This is a genomic window from Pseudomonas sp. SDO5215_S409 (assembly GCF_054071325.1).
In genome coordinates, this window is record NZ_JBSVWN010000024.1 from 22,097 (window position 1) to 37,000 (window position 14,904).

The 14,904-nt window shown below is 63.1% G+C and carries 15 protein-coding genes; 7 read left to right on the top strand and 8 right to left on the bottom strand.

The window, feature by feature from the left end:
- Positions 1–14: 14 nt before the first annotated feature.
- From ACW9H9_RS14265 to ACW9H9_RS14275, 3 genes are all read left to right on the top strand, one after another.
- Positions 15–1,409: a DUF1254 domain-containing protein gene (locus tag ACW9H9_RS14265; RefSeq protein ID WP_457343891.1), complete on the top strand. Its 1,395-nt coding sequence runs from the start codon at positions 15–17 to the stop codon at positions 1,407–1,409.
- Between the two features lie 147 nt (positions 1,410–1,556).
- Positions 1,557–3,140, top strand: coding sequence for a J domain-containing protein (locus ACW9H9_RS14270; RefSeq protein ID WP_457343890.1), 1,584 nt, complete (start codon positions 1,557–1,559; stop codon positions 3,138–3,140).
- Positions 3,137–4,150 (top strand): DUF3829 domain-containing protein, encoded by a 1,014-nt coding sequence (locus ACW9H9_RS14275; protein WP_457343889.1) that lies wholly within the window; start codon positions 3,137–3,139, stop codon positions 4,148–4,150. The genes ACW9H9_RS14270 and ACW9H9_RS14275 overlap by 4 nt, the downstream gene beginning before the upstream one ends.
- Positions 4,151–4,153: 3 nt before the next feature.
- Here the strand turns inward: ACW9H9_RS14275 and ACW9H9_RS14280 are convergent, their stop codons facing one another.
- Positions 4,154–4,822 carry a DUF3313 domain-containing protein gene (locus ACW9H9_RS14280; protein ID WP_457343888.1) on the bottom strand — a complete coding sequence of 223 codons (669 nt, stop codon included), beginning with the start codon at positions 4,820–4,822 and terminating at the stop codon, positions 4,154–4,156.
- Between the two features lie 174 nt (positions 4,823–4,996).
- Between ACW9H9_RS14280 and ACW9H9_RS14285 the strand changes: the two genes are divergently transcribed.
- Positions 4,997–5,689, top strand: a complete 693-nt coding sequence (locus ACW9H9_RS14285) for an aspartate/glutamate racemase family protein (protein WP_457343887.1) — start codon at positions 4,997–4,999, stop codon at positions 5,687–5,689.
- Here ACW9H9_RS14285 and ACW9H9_RS14290 read toward each other — a convergent pair whose 3' ends face one another.
- The 4 genes from ACW9H9_RS14290 to ACW9H9_RS14305 all read right to left on the bottom strand — a co-directional run bounded on the left by ACW9H9_RS14290 (position 5,690) and on the right by ACW9H9_RS14305 (position 9,538).
- Entirely contained in the window at positions 5,690–6,199 is a 510-nt protein-coding gene (locus ACW9H9_RS14290) for a GNAT family N-acetyltransferase (protein ID WP_457343886.1), read from the bottom strand.
- A gap of 14 nt (positions 6,200–6,213) precedes the next feature.
- Positions 6,214–7,068: a fibronectin type III domain-containing protein gene (locus ACW9H9_RS14295; RefSeq protein ID WP_457343885.1), complete on the bottom strand. Its 855-nt coding sequence runs from the start codon at positions 7,066–7,068 to the stop codon at positions 6,214–6,216.
- Positions 7,069–7,203: 135 nt separating this feature from the next.
- Positions 7,204–8,340 (bottom strand): glycerate kinase, encoded by a 1,137-nt coding sequence (locus ACW9H9_RS14300; RefSeq protein WP_457343884.1) that lies wholly within the window; start codon positions 8,338–8,340, stop codon positions 7,204–7,206.
- Between the two features lie 94 nt (positions 8,341–8,434).
- Complete coding sequence (locus ACW9H9_RS14305; RefSeq protein ID WP_457343883.1) at positions 8,435–9,538, bottom strand: sugar diacid recognition domain-containing protein; 1,104 nt, start codon at positions 9,536–9,538, stop codon at positions 8,435–8,437.
- 159 nt (positions 9,539–9,697) lie between these two features.
- Between ACW9H9_RS14305 and ACW9H9_RS14310 the strand changes: the two genes are divergently transcribed.
- Positions 9,698–11,008: an MFS transporter gene (locus tag ACW9H9_RS14310; protein WP_457343882.1), complete on the top strand. Its 1,311-nt coding sequence runs from the start codon at positions 9,698–9,700 to the stop codon at positions 11,006–11,008.
- 26 nt (positions 11,009–11,034) lie between these two features.
- Here the strand turns inward: ACW9H9_RS14310 and ACW9H9_RS14315 are convergent, their stop codons facing one another.
- The gene (locus ACW9H9_RS14315; RefSeq protein WP_457343881.1) at positions 11,035–11,211 is read right to left on the bottom strand and encodes a hypothetical protein; all 177 of its coding nucleotides are present in this window, start codon (positions 11,209–11,211) and stop codon (positions 11,035–11,037) included.
- A gap of 77 nt (positions 11,212–11,288) precedes the next feature.
- The gene (locus ACW9H9_RS14320; RefSeq protein ID WP_457343880.1) at positions 11,289–12,215 is read right to left on the bottom strand and encodes an AraC family transcriptional regulator; all 927 of its coding nucleotides are present in this window, start codon (positions 12,213–12,215) and stop codon (positions 11,289–11,291) included.
- Positions 12,216–12,313: 98 nt separating this feature from the next.
- Between ACW9H9_RS14320 and ACW9H9_RS14325 the strand changes: the two genes are divergently transcribed.
- Together ACW9H9_RS14325 and ACW9H9_RS14330 are read left to right on the top strand one after the other, a co-directional pair.
- A complete protein-coding gene (locus tag ACW9H9_RS14325; protein WP_457343879.1) occupies positions 12,314–13,156 on the top strand; it encodes an SDR family oxidoreductase in 843 nt (280 codons plus the stop codon).
- A 104-nt stretch (positions 13,157–13,260) separates the two neighbouring features.
- Positions 13,261–14,271 carry an aldo/keto reductase gene (locus ACW9H9_RS14330; protein WP_457343878.1) on the top strand — a complete coding sequence of 337 codons (1,011 nt, stop codon included), beginning with the start codon at positions 13,261–13,263 and terminating at the stop codon, positions 14,269–14,271.
- A 58-nt stretch (positions 14,272–14,329) separates the two neighbouring features.
- Here ACW9H9_RS14330 and ACW9H9_RS14335 read toward each other — a convergent pair whose 3' ends face one another.
- A complete protein-coding gene (locus ACW9H9_RS14335) occupies positions 14,330–14,806 on the bottom strand; it encodes an Lrp/AsnC family transcriptional regulator (RefSeq protein WP_457343877.1) in 477 nt (158 codons plus the stop codon).
- Positions 14,807–14,904 lie beyond the last annotated feature (98 nt).

Below are 14,904 nucleotides of genomic sequence, written 5' to 3' on the forward strand. Positions count from 1 at the left end.
AAGGACGCAGCAACATGATCAGAAAACCGACACGCCTGCTGTTGGCGAGCCTCTCGATCTTCATGAGTTCTGGCGCCTGGGCCGACTTCACGGCCACGCCCGTCCAAGCCCGGGCCATCGCCAAGGAAGCCTACCTGTACGGCTTCCCGGTGGTGGAGATGTACAAGACCCTCTACAACCAGGCCATCGACAAGAACGGGCCGTCGTTCAAGGCCTCGTTGAACCATATCGGCAGCACCGCCCAGTCGTTCACCCCCAAAGACACCTCGATCTCCAACCCGGACACGCCCTTCTCGTTCGCCTGGCTGGACCTGCGGGCGGAACCGGTGGTGCTCACCCTGCCAAAAATCGACGACGACCGTTACGTCGGGGTGCAACTGGTCGACCTCTATACCCAGAACTTCGGCTACCTGGGCACCCGCAGCACCGGCAACAACGGCGGGCACTACATGATCGCAGGGCCGGGCTGGAAGGGTCAGCAGCCGACCAACATCGACCGCCTGGTGTACAGCGAGAGCAACATCGCCCTGGCGCTGTACCGCACGCAGCTGTTCGATGAAAAGGATCTGGGCAACGTCAAGAAGATCCAGAGCGGCTACAAGATCCAGCCCCTGAGCAGCTATGTCAACCAGCCCAAGCCGACCAAGCCGCCGAAAATCGCCTGGCCCAAGCCCATGCCCAACATGAGCGACAGCCCGCACTTGTTCCGCTACCTGAACTTCATGCTGGCCTACGCCGCGCCCCAGGACAGTGAAAAAGACCTGCTCGCGCGCTTCGCCACCATTGGCATCGAAGCGGGCAAGCCGTTTGACTTCAAGGCCCTGACCCCGGAGCAACGCAAGGCCCTGGAAGATGGGATCGCCGACGGCAAAGCCGAGTTCGCGACCTTCAAAAAGGACAAGCTGGACACCCGCCAAGTGTCCAGCGGCGACCTGTACGGCAGCCGCGACCGCCTGAAAAACAACTACCTGTACCGCTACGCCGGGGCCAGTGAACACCTCTTTGGCAACTCCGCCGACGAGACGGTCTACCTGACGTACACCCTGGACAGCGAAGGCAAACCGGCCAATGGCGCTCGGCACAGTTACCTGGTGCACTTCGCCAAGGACCAACTGCCGCCGACCGATGCGTTCTGGTCGCTGACCATGTACAACGCCAAGACCCACCTGCTGGTGCCGAGCCTGAAGAAGCGTTACCTGATCAACTCGCGGATGCTCGCCTCGCTCAAGCGCGACCCCGACGGCGGCATAACCCTGGCGCTGCAACACCACGAGCCGCCAAAGGCCGAGCAAAGCAACTGGCTGCCCGCCCCGCCCGGCCCGTTCTATGCGGTGCTGCGCATTTACCTGCCCAAGCCTGAAGTGGGCAACGGCGAGTGGAAACTGCCGCCCCTGACCCCCATCAAGTAAATCCCGCCTGCGCTCGGCAACCCCGTTAACGGGGTTGCCGAAAGTGCCATTCAATAGCCATTATTCAGACGACTTTCATTCGCCAAACAGGTAATGTGCGCCGGCCGCCCGTGTCGCGGCATCGTTGCCCAGGGAGCCCTACCGCGAATGAGTTGCTGGAATGTCCTCGGCCTGTCTGCGGATGCCGATAGCCGTACGATCAAACGTCAATACGCCCGCCTGCTGAAAAACACCCGCCCGGACGACGACCCCGAGGGGTTCCAGCGCCTTCGCGAAGCCTATGAACAGGCGCTGAACCAAAGCCTGCAAGCGCAGGAAATGCCCGCTCACCCTGTGCAGGCCCCCTTGGCGGCGGAGCCTGCGCCCATGCCCGCGCCTGCGGACACCCTGGAGCAACGCTACTCGATCGCACTGGCCGCGGGCACCGGCCTGGCGTTTGAAATAGCCCTGTTGCACCGCTGTGTCGAACAGGAGGACCTGCCGGTGGAGGACCGTCGATGGGCATTCCAGACCTTCAACTGGCTCACCGCCTGGCAGCGCCTGGAGCTGCCCGAAACGCTGATGCACGCCCTGCTCATGCAGTGCCAGACCCAATTGCAGGCCCCGTTGCGTTCAGCCCTGGAGCACGGCGATGACGAGGCGTTCCTGGCCGCCTACGCCGCACGGCACCAACAGCCCTGGCTGAGCAACCAGGCCCATGCCCAGTGGTTCAATAACGTGCTGGCCAAGCTCGTTACCAATGCCCATCGCTGGTCGCCGGCCATTTTCGATGCGGTGTGTGCAGGCCAGGGCTGGCACGGCGGCCACGGTCATACCTGCCCGCCCGATGAATGGGAGCAGATGCTCAAGCGCCAGCAAGCGCCGATGTTTCTCGCCCAGCAACGCCAGTTGGCGAGCGAGCCTGGCGCCACCGCGCAACAACGCGCCGCCCACTTGCTGTTCGCCCCCATGACGCTGCCCCAGCGGCGCGCCTATGCACAGCGCTTGAGCGCAGACGACTGGGTGGCTTGCCGGCTCTTGAGCAAAGAGATCTACACCCACCACACCGAGGTGGCCGAAGCAATGCCCGGTGGCACCGTGTATTTCTGGCAGGGTTGGGACACTGCGATAAACGCCTGGCCACTGCTGGTGGCCACCCTGGTGAGTGGCCTGGCGGGCGCCGTGATACAAGCCGATACCCTGGCGGGCAATCTGGTCCCGACGGTGGGCATGGGCCTGTTGTGGGCGCTGGGCTTTTTGATAGCAGGCAGAGTGGCCTTGCACGTCTGGAGGCCGCTGGCGCATCAATACCGTGTGCTCGATGAGCGTTTGAGCGCGCACCTGCCTCGGCAACTGAGCCCGACGCCTTTGCCCTTGCTGGTGCTGCATGACCTGATACCGGGCGGGGTAATGGCGGCCGCGCTGGGTTATCAATACGGGCCCGCGGCCAGTTTCACCCTGGCCGGTGTCCTTGCGGCGATCGGCCTGTTCAAACGCTGGGTGCCCAAAAAACCCAAGGCCTGGAAAGCACCGGCGCCTAATGCGGGCCTCGCGGCCATCTTCGTTGGCGTTGCTGCGTGCTCGCTCCTGTATGTGGGCCTAAACAGCGTCGACAGCCACTACCACGTCAATCGCAACCAAGGCTTGCAGCCATGGACCGAGCGCTTGTGCAGCCGCCTGCCACAGTCCGCCGAGGCCTGCCAGGCGCCCGCCACGCAGGCTCAATGGTATGCAAAGGAGGCCAAGCGATGAGTCCCAAATGGCTGTTGCCCATCGGGCTGGTCCTCGCCCTGGGGTTAATGGGCCTGGCAGGTGCCGCCAAACCCATCGACCAGCTGCAGTTGTGGTGGGACAAGCGCGACGGCCCCGAAACGGCCAGTGCCAACGCCCTGGCGCCCCTCATCAACTGCATGAACCGGGTCGACCGGGACTGGCGCCTGTTTTATTTCGGGTACACCCACGGGCAATGGTTCAGGCCGTCGCTGTTTGATGAACAGACCGACGAATCCCTCAAGGCCATGAGCAATGCACTGAAGGAGTTCGGTGACCGCGACGAATATGCCGGCCGCGAATTGCACGGTGATATTTGCACGCAACGCATCACCGACCGGCTGGCGCAACTGTCGCCCGGCAGCCCGTTGATCGACGCGGGCAGGCAGTACGTGAAAGCCCTGCAGGCCGTCACACCGCTGGTCGACAGCTTTGACTTCTACCAACGGATGGGCTCGAAGAACTTTAAGCCGCCCCGCACGGAAGACGCCCAGGCGTTGGCGGTCAGCGGCGCGGACTACATGCAGGCCTCCACCGACCTGCATCAGCGCCTGATGCTTGAAGACATACGCTTGCGCCCTGCCCAACTGGCGCGCTTGCAGATCCGCTTTGGTCAGGACCGGTATTGGCATTTGCTCAATTACATGATTGCCGCACGCACCGCCGTCGATGAAATCGAACAGGGTGTACGCCGCGCCGACCTGACCCCGAGCACCCTTGCCCCGCTGATCGAGGCCGTGCAAAGCGCCGCCCAAAACGGCAAGGCGTATGTAAACACGCACCCTGCCAGCGCCGCCGACGCGTTTGCCAGCCACCTCTGGCAAACCCTCGTCCCGCCCGCCGACGCCTACCTCGAGGCCCTGCAAACCCTGCAACAACACTGGGATAAACACGCAGCACCGCAACAACTGAGTGACGACTATTACCTCGTCACCCGCCGCTACGACATCCTGCTCAGCTATTACAACAAACTGGCCCGCAGTACGTACTGAGGGTCAGTGCTGCAACTTCACATACGACTGGTGCAAGTCTGACGCCCAGCCATCAATGACGCTTTTCACGTCATCAGGCTTCATCACCTGCGCATCGTTGGCCAGGGGCTTGCCCGTGCCCTTGCGCACCACCTGGGCGACGATCCGGCCAGTGGCACCGTCGATGAACTGCGCCTCGGTGGCCAGGGTGGTTTCCTGGTCTCGGATGCCCGCGCCCGTACTGACCGCCGCTGCGACCAGGGCCACCGGAATGTATTCATAGGGCTTGAGGCTTTGCGTGTGGCTGCTGACCGCCGTGATCGCCGCCCGCACCACAATCACCCCTGGGCCCGGCCCGTCAGACAGCGGCAGCGACTTGACCAGCTCGCGCTTGAGCGCCTCGTTGTAATAACGGTTGATGCCATTGAGGGTACTTTGGGGGATCTTGCCGGTGGCCTGCGGCTTGGGGAAAAACTGCGTCGGCTCGATATACACCGAGGTATAGCGCCGCACTTCAAGGTCGGGGCTCACCCAGCGCATCACATCGGCCCCGGAAGGTGACTTGGCGGGAGCCAATTTGCTGTAGTCCGCAAGAAAACCCGAGTATTCATCCGGCGGGGTCAAGGTGCTGGCACACCCCAATAGTGCCAGTGAGGCGATGCACAGCGTGCCGATCATTAATCCTGGTTTCATGGTGGCGCTCCTTGGCGGCTGTCCGGCGACAGCGGAACGGTAGGTATAGCCAATTTTGCGCAAGCCCGTGCGCCCGACGGCAACTGCACCGGTCATTTGTTGGCCAACTGCATAGGACGCACGCGCCGCCATTGGCTAAGGTAGGCGTTTGCCACATCCCTTCAGGAGCACCGCATGCGCACCATCGGCCTTATCGGCGGCATGAGCTGGGAGTCCAGCGCCGAGTACTACCGCCTCATCAACCAACAGGTACGCGACCGCCTCGGGCCGCTGCGCTCGGCGCAGTTGTTGATGTACAGCGTGGACTTCGGCCCGGTGGAACAAGCCCAGCACGCCGGGCGCTGGGACGACGCGGCACGGATCCTGGAAGACGCCGCCCGCCGTCTGCATGCCGGCGGCGCCGAGTGCATTGTGCTGTGCACCAACACCATGCATTTGGTGGCGCCGCGCATTGAAGCGGCGGTGCCGGTGCCGTTCCTGCACATTGGCGATGCCGCCGCCACCGCCGCCGTGGCGGCCGGCACCCTGACCGTCGGCCTGCTGGGCACCGCGTTTACCATGGAGCAGGACTTTCTCAAGGCTCGCCTGGCCAGCCATGGCCTGACCGTGCTGGTGCCCGAGGCCGACGAGCGCCAGGCAGTGCACCGGATCATTTATGACGAGTTGTGCGTGGGGGTGATCAACGACGCGTCACGCACGGTCTACCAGCGAGCGATCGCATCCCTCGCTGCACGCGGCGCCCAGGCGATTATCCTGGGCTGCACGGAAATCAGCCTGCTGGTCAAACCGCCGCACAGCGTGTTGCCGCTACTGGACACCACCGCGCTGCATGCACAGGCGGCGGTGGCCTTTGCGCTGGGGAGTTGATCAGCGCTGACGCAGGCGCGCCATGCTCAAGGTGTCGACGAAAACGCCGTCACGCACGGCGTAATCACGCAGCCGCCCCTCGACCTCAAACCCAAACGTGCGGTACAGGCCTTGGGCGGCTTCGTTGTCGGCATACACCGTCAACTCCACCCGGTGCAGGTTCATCCAGTTGTCGGCCACCTCCAGCGCGGCCGCCAACAACTGACGCCCCACACCTTTGCCCTGCCACCCCGTCGCCACAGCCATCCCGAGGCTGCCGACATGGCTTTGACGCACCCGCAGATATTGCTCCAAGCCGATATTGCCGATCACTTCACCGGCGTGCACCGCCACCAGTTGCAAGCGGCGCTCGTCGTTGGTCACCAGGCGCTTGCGCCACATTTCAACGGCCTGAAATGGCATTTGCAGCACCTGGCGGCACACGGCCGGGTCGTTGTAGAGCGCGGTGATGCCGTCCAGGTGGGCTTCGGTGAAGCGTTGGATAACGATTTGAGGGTCCGGAGTGTGCACGCGATCATCCTTGTTTATGCAGGGGGCAATGTCACCGCCAGAAAGGCACTTTCCGAAACAATGCCCTGCGGGTTGAAAGCCACGAGTCTAACTTGATACTCCTTGCCAGGTGTCAAGCCACCGAACTGATACCTCACCGGCAGTGGGCTGGTTTCATTGAGGACCACTTGAGCCCTCTCCATATCTTGATGGGCAATCTCCCATCCTGAAGCGCTCGACGTCCGGCTCCACAACACACGCAACCAGTCCGGGCCCAGGGTTTCGAGGCTCAAGTCTGTGGGTGGCCGAGGACGAAGCCCCCGATGAGTCACGACTTTCAGTTGAACCGGCTCTGAAGCCCCCGCCGTATTGGTCGCGGCGATATTGACGGTGTAGAGCAGGTTTGACGCAGGGCTGGGGAAGACCAGCAGGTATTCCAGCGCCTGTGTCTCGACGGTCTGCACATCTTCCGGGTTTTGGTCGTGGTAATAGCTGACCTGATAAACAAGGTTGCTGCCCCGCGCCGCTGGCCACTTGAACAGCACGTCGTGCACGAACTCGCCTTGGGCTGGCGGGTAATACACGTCCACATAGGGCACTTTGCCGGGCATCTGCGGAATCACCGGCGTGTCATCTTTGAGCGGAACCGCCGTGGTCCCGCCCTCGCGCCCGCCCCCCGACACCCTGAAGGTATACCGCACGCCGGTCGTCAGGCCCCCGACGGCCACTTCGACACCCTCCACCGTGTAGGTCACCGGATCGCCAAACGGAAACTCCCACCAGGTGAAACTGTAAGTAACCGAAGGGTCACCATCCCAGGCAAGCGTCAGGGCGGTGGGGGTATTTTTGATCACACGCACGTTTAAATTGGCATTGCGGGCATCGTTCATGAAGTGAACTCCCAAAACCGGCTGATGAGTCTCCGTTCACGGAGGGGCAGGCTTATTGAGTCGCCACGACGAACATCTGTCTACTGTCACAATTCACAGGTCGGGCGGTACTTCTGACCGGTGGTCTTCGACTGGTTAGGGTTTGGCCACGCGCCACACCCTGGCAATGTCCCTCGCCCGCTCGCGCAACAAGCGCGGGGCGTCTTGGCAGGCTTGCTCAAGGGTCATGGGGCCACTGGTCAAGGCAAACGCCGCGTCCACGCCGTGGGCGTACATCTGCTCGTAGCCGTCGCCCAAGGTGCCCGCGATGACGATCACCGGCACGCCCTGGCGACTGGCGATGCGCGCCACGCCGAACGGGGTTTTGCCGCGCAGGGTCTGGGCGTCGAAGCGGCCCTCCCCGGTGATGACCAGGTCGGCGCTGCGTACGGCGTGTTCCAGGCCCACCAGTTCGGCCACCACCTCTACGCCCGCTCGAAATTGCGCACCCAGAAAGGCTTTGGCGGCAAACCCCAAGCCACCGGCGGCGCCGCTGCCGGGTTCGTCACGCACATCCAGGGGCAAGACCTTGGTGCAGTGGTCGGCAAAGTGGCTAAGGGCGGCGTCCAGCTGTTCGACCTGCGCGGGCGTCGCGCCTTTTTGCGGGCCGAAGATGGCCGAGGCGCCGTGGGGGCCGCACAGTGGGTTGTTGACGTCGGCGGCGATGTCAAAGCGCACGTGGGCCAGGCGCGGGTCCAGTTGCTCAAGGCTGATGCGCGCCAGGTTCGCCAGGGCCAGCCCACCCGGGGGCAGGTGCGCGCCGGCCGCGTCGAACAACTGTGCGCCCAGGGCCTGCATCGCCCCGGCGCCTGCGTCGTTGGTGGCGCTGCCGCCAATCGCCAGGATGATGCGTTGCGCGCCAGCATCCAGCGCCGCGCGGATCAGTTCGCCGGTGCCGAAGGTGGTGCTGGTGCACGCATCTCGCTGGCCGGTGGGCACCAACTGCAAGCCGCTGGCCTCGGCCATTTCGATAATCGCGGTGTGGCTGTGCGCCAGCCAGCCCCAATGGGCCTCGACGGTGCCGCCCAGCGGGCCCTGCACGACGTGGCTGCGCAGCTCGCCATTGCACGCGGCCAGCACCGATTCCACAGTCCCTTCGCCCCCATCCGCCATCGGGCATTTGACCAACTCTGCCTCGGGCCACACCGTGGCCAGCCCTTCGGCGATGGCCTGGGCCACGTCTTCGGCACTCAGGCTGTCTTTGAATGAATCGGGGGCGATGATGATTTTCATGGGTTTTCTCCGTTTTTTATGACACCCATGCTGCCAGTTGACCGCGACGATGACGCCGGTCGCCTGCACAAGTACGTCGCCGGTTTATTGTTCATTACGACAAAGTCTGCGGCAGCAGCTGCACACCCAGATACAGCGACAGCATGCCATCGAGGGTCAGGGGGTCGACACCGCTCAATTCGGCGATGCGCTCCATGCGATAACGCAGGCTGTTGCGGTGGATCCCCAGTGCGTCGGCGCAGGGTTGGCTCTGGCCGTCGTGCTCGCACCAACTGCGCAGCGTGGCCAACAAATGGCCGTTGCTGTCTTTGGCCAACACCTGCCGCAAGGGGTTGAGCAACTCATCAAGGGCATCGTCGTTACGGTGGCGCCACAGCATCACCGGCAGGCGGTAACGGTTGAGAATCAACAGGCGCGTGTCGGGCAATATGTCCCGCCCGTAGGCCAGCAAATCCCCCACACGCCGGTAACTGCGACGCAGCCCTGCCAGCCCGTCAGCCTGCCCGCCCACGGCCATGCGCAGCACGCTCCAGCCCAGGCTGTCGAGTTTTTCCAACAGGCGCGGGTGATCGACCGCCAACGAGGTGGGCCGGCACCACAACAAGGAATACTGCGCGGAGCTGACACACCAGCTGTCCGGGTAGCGCGAACTCAGCCAGGTGCTCAACGCCTCGGCCGACTGGCCCGGGCCCAGCTCGAATAAATAAGGGGTGCGCGCCAATTGCGGCCTGAGTCCCAATTGCTGGGCTTCGTCCACCAGGCGCGGGGACTCGCCGGTTTCGGCCAGCAGCAAGGCCAGCAGATCATCGCAACGCTGGCGCCGCCAATGCTGTTCGGCCTGTTGGTGGCGCTGGCTGACGAGCATTTCTGCGGTCATGCGCACCAGTTGCGCGTAGGTACGCAACTGCTCCGGCTCGCCGGTGATGCCCAGCACGCCAATCAGCCGATGGTCATGTAACAGGGGTAGATTGATGCCCGGCTGCACACCTTTGAGGTGCTTGGCGGTCTGGCTGTCGATTTCCACCACCCGTCCGTTGGCGAGCACCAACTGCGCGCCTTCATGCCGCGTATTGATACGCTCCGGCTCGCCACTGCCCAGAATCAGGCCCTGGCTGTCCATGACGTTGACGTTATACGGCAGGATGGCCATGGTGCGGTTGACGATATCCTGCGCCAAGTCATGATCCAGCTCGAACATAGGGACATATTCCTGCAAAAGCGTGGGTTGTTCAGCAGCACAGCGCAAAACACGCTTCACTGTGCGCCAGCACAAAGACACTGACGTTGGGGTAACCGAGACTAACGGCGACTCACGTTACCCCTGCATCGCGAAAAATCATAATAAAGAGAGACTGCCATGTCACAGCGCCCCGCCACCTTCCAGGCCAACGATGACGATAAAAATGCCGTATACAAGCGCATCACCCTGCGCCTGATTCCCTTCATTTTCATTTGCTACCTGTTCAACTACCTCGACCGCGTGAACGTCGGTTTTGCCAAGTTGCAGATGCTCGATGCCCTCAAGTTCAGCGAAACCGTGTACGGCCTCGGCGCCGGGATCTTTTTCATCGGCTACGTGCTGTGCGGCGTCCCCAGCAACCTGGCGCTGACCAAATTCGGTCCACGGCGCTGGATTGCGCTGATGATGATTGTGTGGGGCACCTTGTCCACCTGCCTGCTGTTTGTGAGCACGCCCACGCATTTCTATACCCTGCGCCTGTTCACCGGCGCCGCTGAAGCGGGCTTTTTCCCGGGCGTGGTGCTGTACCTCTCGCAGTGGTTCCCGACGTTCCGTCGCGGGCGGATCATGGCGCTGTTCATGTCGGCGATCCCGGTGTCGGGCCTGCTGGGCAGCCCGTTCTCCGGCTGGATCCTCAACCACTTCGCCGCAGGCCAAGGCGGCCTTGCGGGTTGGCAGTGGATGTTTTTGCTGCAAGGTATTCCGACGGTGATTCTCGGGGTGCTGGCCTACTTTCTGCTCAGCGACAGCTTTGCCAATGCCCGCTGGCTTACCCCCCACGAACGCGCCGTGCTGGAAGCCGACCAGGCCACCGACCTCGCCAACAAGCCCAAGACTACCAGCGATTCCTTGCTGGAAGTTTTCAAAAACCCAGCCATTTGGGCGTTCGGCCTGATTTATTTCTGCATCCAGAGCGGCGTGTACGCGATCAACTTCTGGTTGCCGTCCATCATCAAGAACCTGGGGTTCAGCGATAACCTGGTGATCGGCTGGCTCAGCGCCATTCCCTACCTGCTGGCCGCCGTGTTCATGTTGCTGGTGGGCCGCTCTGCCGACTTGCGCAAGGAGCGCCGTTGGCATTTGGTGGTGCCCATGCTGATGGGCGCGGCCGGCCTGGTGATTGCCGTCAATTTTGCCACCACCCCGGCCATCGCCATCCTCGGCCTGACCCTGGCCACGATGGGCGCCCTCACCGGCTTGCCGATGTTCTGGCCAGTGCCCACCGCATTGCTCAGCGCGGGCGCGGCGGCGGGCGGCCTGGCGTTGATCAATTCCATGGGCCAGATGGCGGGGTTTCTGAGCCCTTACATCGTCGGTTTCGTGAAGGACGCCACCGGCTCAACCGACATCGCGCTGTACCTGCTGGCCGCCGTGATTGTGGCCGGTAGCCTGCTGGCCTTGCGGATGACCCGCACGCTGCGGGTCTGACCGTACTCGACCACCGGCCCTATTGTTCAGTAGACGATGGGCCGGTTTTGCAGTGGGCGTCCCGCCTCCACGTCCAACTGCCAGGGCTGCTTTTCTTTCGGGGCTTGCGGCGGCTTTCCTTCGGGCTGGTTCAGGGTGGCGAGGATCGAGTCAATGATCGCGTTGGTTCCTGGAAACGGTGTGAGCGGGTTGACGCTGGACATAGGCAGAACTCCTGACGTGAAGCCTGCCCGAAGTGGGCAGGCGACCGTTGCGTGGTCCGGGGCGCCGATTCAGTTCCTCACAACGGCACGCCGCCCTCACCCTGCGCGTCTCGAAAAGCCCTGGGCGATTGGCCCACGACCCGCTTGAAGGCATGGCTGAATGAGCTTTCGGACGCATAACCGAGCGCGTCGGCCAACTGGCCCACCGATTGGCGCGCCCCCCGTAGCGCTTGCATGGCCAGCAGCATGCGCCACTGCGTCAGGTACGCAATGGGCGCAACACCTGCCACCGCGCGGAAATACGCCGCAAAACCGGCCCGGGACATGGCCGACGCCTTCGCCAGCGCTTGCAGGCCCCAATCACGCCGGGGTTCGCTGTGCATCAGGCGCAGCGCCGGGGCCAGTCGCGGGTCGGCCACTGCCCTTAGCCAACTGGCCGACACCGGGGTGTGGGAGGCGAAATACGCACGCAAAATATGAATGAACATCAGGTGCGCCAGCTGCGCCGAGGCGGTTTTGGCGCCCGGCGAGGTGCCCTCGCATTCGCGCAACAGCTCGCTGAGCAGCCATTTGAGCGATTGTGCCTGCGCCGACTTGCCGTCGACGTGAATCAGCGGCGGCAACGTATCGAGCAGCAGCCGCCCATGGTCGGCGTTGAGGTCGACCTTACCGCCAATCATGAAAAAATCATCGCCGGTGCCATGCTCGACCATCAGGCCGGTGCGCTGCGCCAGCAACGTGTCCAAGGGCACCGGCTGCACGCCGGGAGCACTTGCCAGCACGTGGGAGCGTGGCGTGCACAACAGGAAAACATCGCCCTCTTCGACGCGGACCGGCGCGGCGGCACCTTGCATCTGTAACCAGCAACGGCCGCGCTGCACGCCCCAGAACTTGATCTGCGGCGAAGCGGGAAACGCAACAGCCCACTCGCCCCCGGTGGTCAGCCCGCCGGACACCACGCAACGGGCACTCAGTAGTTCCAGGTAATCGGAAAAAGCATCCACAGTTCTAGACTCTCGCGCATATAAGACAGATTCATGTGCATTCTTCGTCCAATCATCGCCGATTAAGCTGCAACCTCCAACCTTGTGAGGATGTGCACATGACTCAACGCAACTGGCTGATCACGGGCGTCAATTCAGGCTTTGGCCGCGAAATGACCGAGCAACTGCTGAGCCGGGGGGACCGCGTGGCTGGCACCACGCGGGACCTGGCCGCGCTGGATGACCTTAAGGCCCGGTACGGCGGCAGCCTGTGGTTGGCGACCCTGGACGTCAGCGACGGCCCGGCGATCCAGTCGGTGGTGCGCAGCGCCTTCGCGGCACTGGGCCGTGTCGATGTGGTGGTCAGCAACGCCGGTTATGGCCTGTTCGGCGCCGCCGAGGAGGTGACAGACGAACAGGTCGCCCATCAGTTAAAGACCAACCTGGCAGGCTCCATTCATCTGGTCCGGGCCGCACTGCCGTTGCTGCGGGCACAAGGCGGCGGGCGGATCCTGCAGCTTTCCAGCATGGGCGGCCAGGCCGTGTTTCCCGGCGGCTCGCTGTACCACGCAACCAAATGGGGCATCGAAGGGTTCATCGACTCAGTGAACCTGGAGGTCGGGGTGTTCGGTATCGCCTGCACGCTGGTCGAACCCGGTGCTGCGCGCACGCAATTTCGGTACGCCAGCTCAAGGCTGGGCCCGAGAAATGCCGCCTACGACCAGTCGCCCGCCAGCCATGCCAGACGGATGATCGAAGATGGCACCCGCCTGCCGTTGGGCGACCCGGCAAAAATGGTCAAGTTGATGATCGACAGCGTCAACCAAAACCCCGCGCCAAAACGACTGGTGCTGGGCAGTGACGCCTTTACGGTGATGCACAAGCAACTCCAGGAGCGCCTGGCGGAACTGGAAACGCAGAAGGCGCTCGCGTTTTCGACTGATTGCAAAGAGCAGCTGTAAAAACCTTGTGACGCCTTGAGGCCGGCAATGGCCATTCAAGCTTGTTCCGGGAGGCTGCTCTCTGGTATTGGATGGTCACTGTCACCCCCTCCAAGGAGTTCACCATGATTTACCGCACACTGGGCCAGTCCGGGCTGAAGGTCAGCGCACTGACCCTGGGCAGCATGATGTTTGGCGAACAGACCCACACCGAAGACGCCCTGCGCATCATCGACAAGGCGTGGGACCAGGGCATCAATTTCATCGACACCGCCGACGTTTATACCGGCGGGCGCTCGGAAGAAATCGTCGGTGAGGCCATCGCCCGTCACCGGCCGGACTGGATCCTGGCCTCCAAGGTTGGCATCGGCCCGGCGGACGGCCTGCCGAACCGCAACGGGCTGAGCCGCAAGCGCGTGTTCAATGCGCTGGAAGACAGCCTGCGTCGCCTCGACACCGACTACCTGGACATCTATTACCTGCACCGCGAAGACCTGGACACCCCGCTGCAAGTGACGGTGTCAGCCATCGGCGACCTGATCCGCCAGGGCAAGATCCGGTATTGGGGCCTGTCCAACTACCGCGGCTGGCGGATCGCCGAGGTGGTGCGCCTCGCCGATCAACTGGGCGTGGACCGCCCGGTGATCAGCCAGCCGCTGTACAACATCGTCAACCGCCAGGCCGAGGCGGAACAAATCACCGCCGCCGCCGCGTACGGCCTGGGCGTGGTGCCGTACAGCCCGCTGGCACGCGGGGTGCTCAGCGGCAAATACGCCCCCAACGTCACCCCCGAAGCTGGCAGCCGCGCCGGGCGCCAGGACAAGCGCATCCTGGAAACCGAATGGCGGATGGAGTCGTTGCACATTGCCCAGCAGATCCAGCAATACACCCAAGGGCGCGGGGTGGGGATCGTGGAGTTCGCGATTGCCTGGGTCCTGAACAACGCGGCGGTGAGTTCAGCGATTGTGGGCCCGCGCACCGAGGCGCAATGGGATGCGTACACCGGTGCGTTGGCCGTGCAGATCACCGCCGAGGACGAGGCGTTCATCGACTCGCTGGTCACCCCGGGGCACGCGTCCACACCCGGCTTCAACGACGTGAGTCACTTTGTGTCCGGGCGGGCTGCGCGGGGTTGAATCGCGCCTGACAGCCAACAGTGAGTGGTGTGCCCGACGCTCACTGGCAGGGCCATGGTCAGTCCAGGGGAACATCCAGGCTGACCTTGACCCGGTCCATCACCACGATGCTGCGAAACCATTTGATATTGCGGTTCTCATAGAACAGCTTGCGCGCCAGGGTTTCGTAGGCCTTCATGGTTTCCACCACGATCACCAGCATGAAATCCGCATCGCCGGTGACGTAGTAGCACTGCTGCACCTGGGGTATCGACATCTGCGCCTTGAGCGCGTCCAGGTCTTCGATGTGCGTTCGCTCGGCGTGCACCTCCACCAGAATCGTGATGGGTTTGCCCACCGCGTCCCGATTGACCACCGCCGTATTGGCCGTGATCGCCCCGCTCTGCTCCATGCGCTTGATGCGCCGCTGCACGGCGGCGGTCGACAGGTTGACCTGCTCGCCGATCACCCGTAAGGCGGTGGTGTTGTCGTGCTGCAAGCGCTTGAGAATCGCAAGGTCGAAATCATCAAGCAGCGGCTGGGGGCTGACGGGCATGCAAAGGGTCCTGGGCGGTGAGAAAATTTCCCATAAGATGCCGTAAAACAGAGCAAACGTCTCACCTCAAAAGCAATATATTCCCACCGTGAAATCCC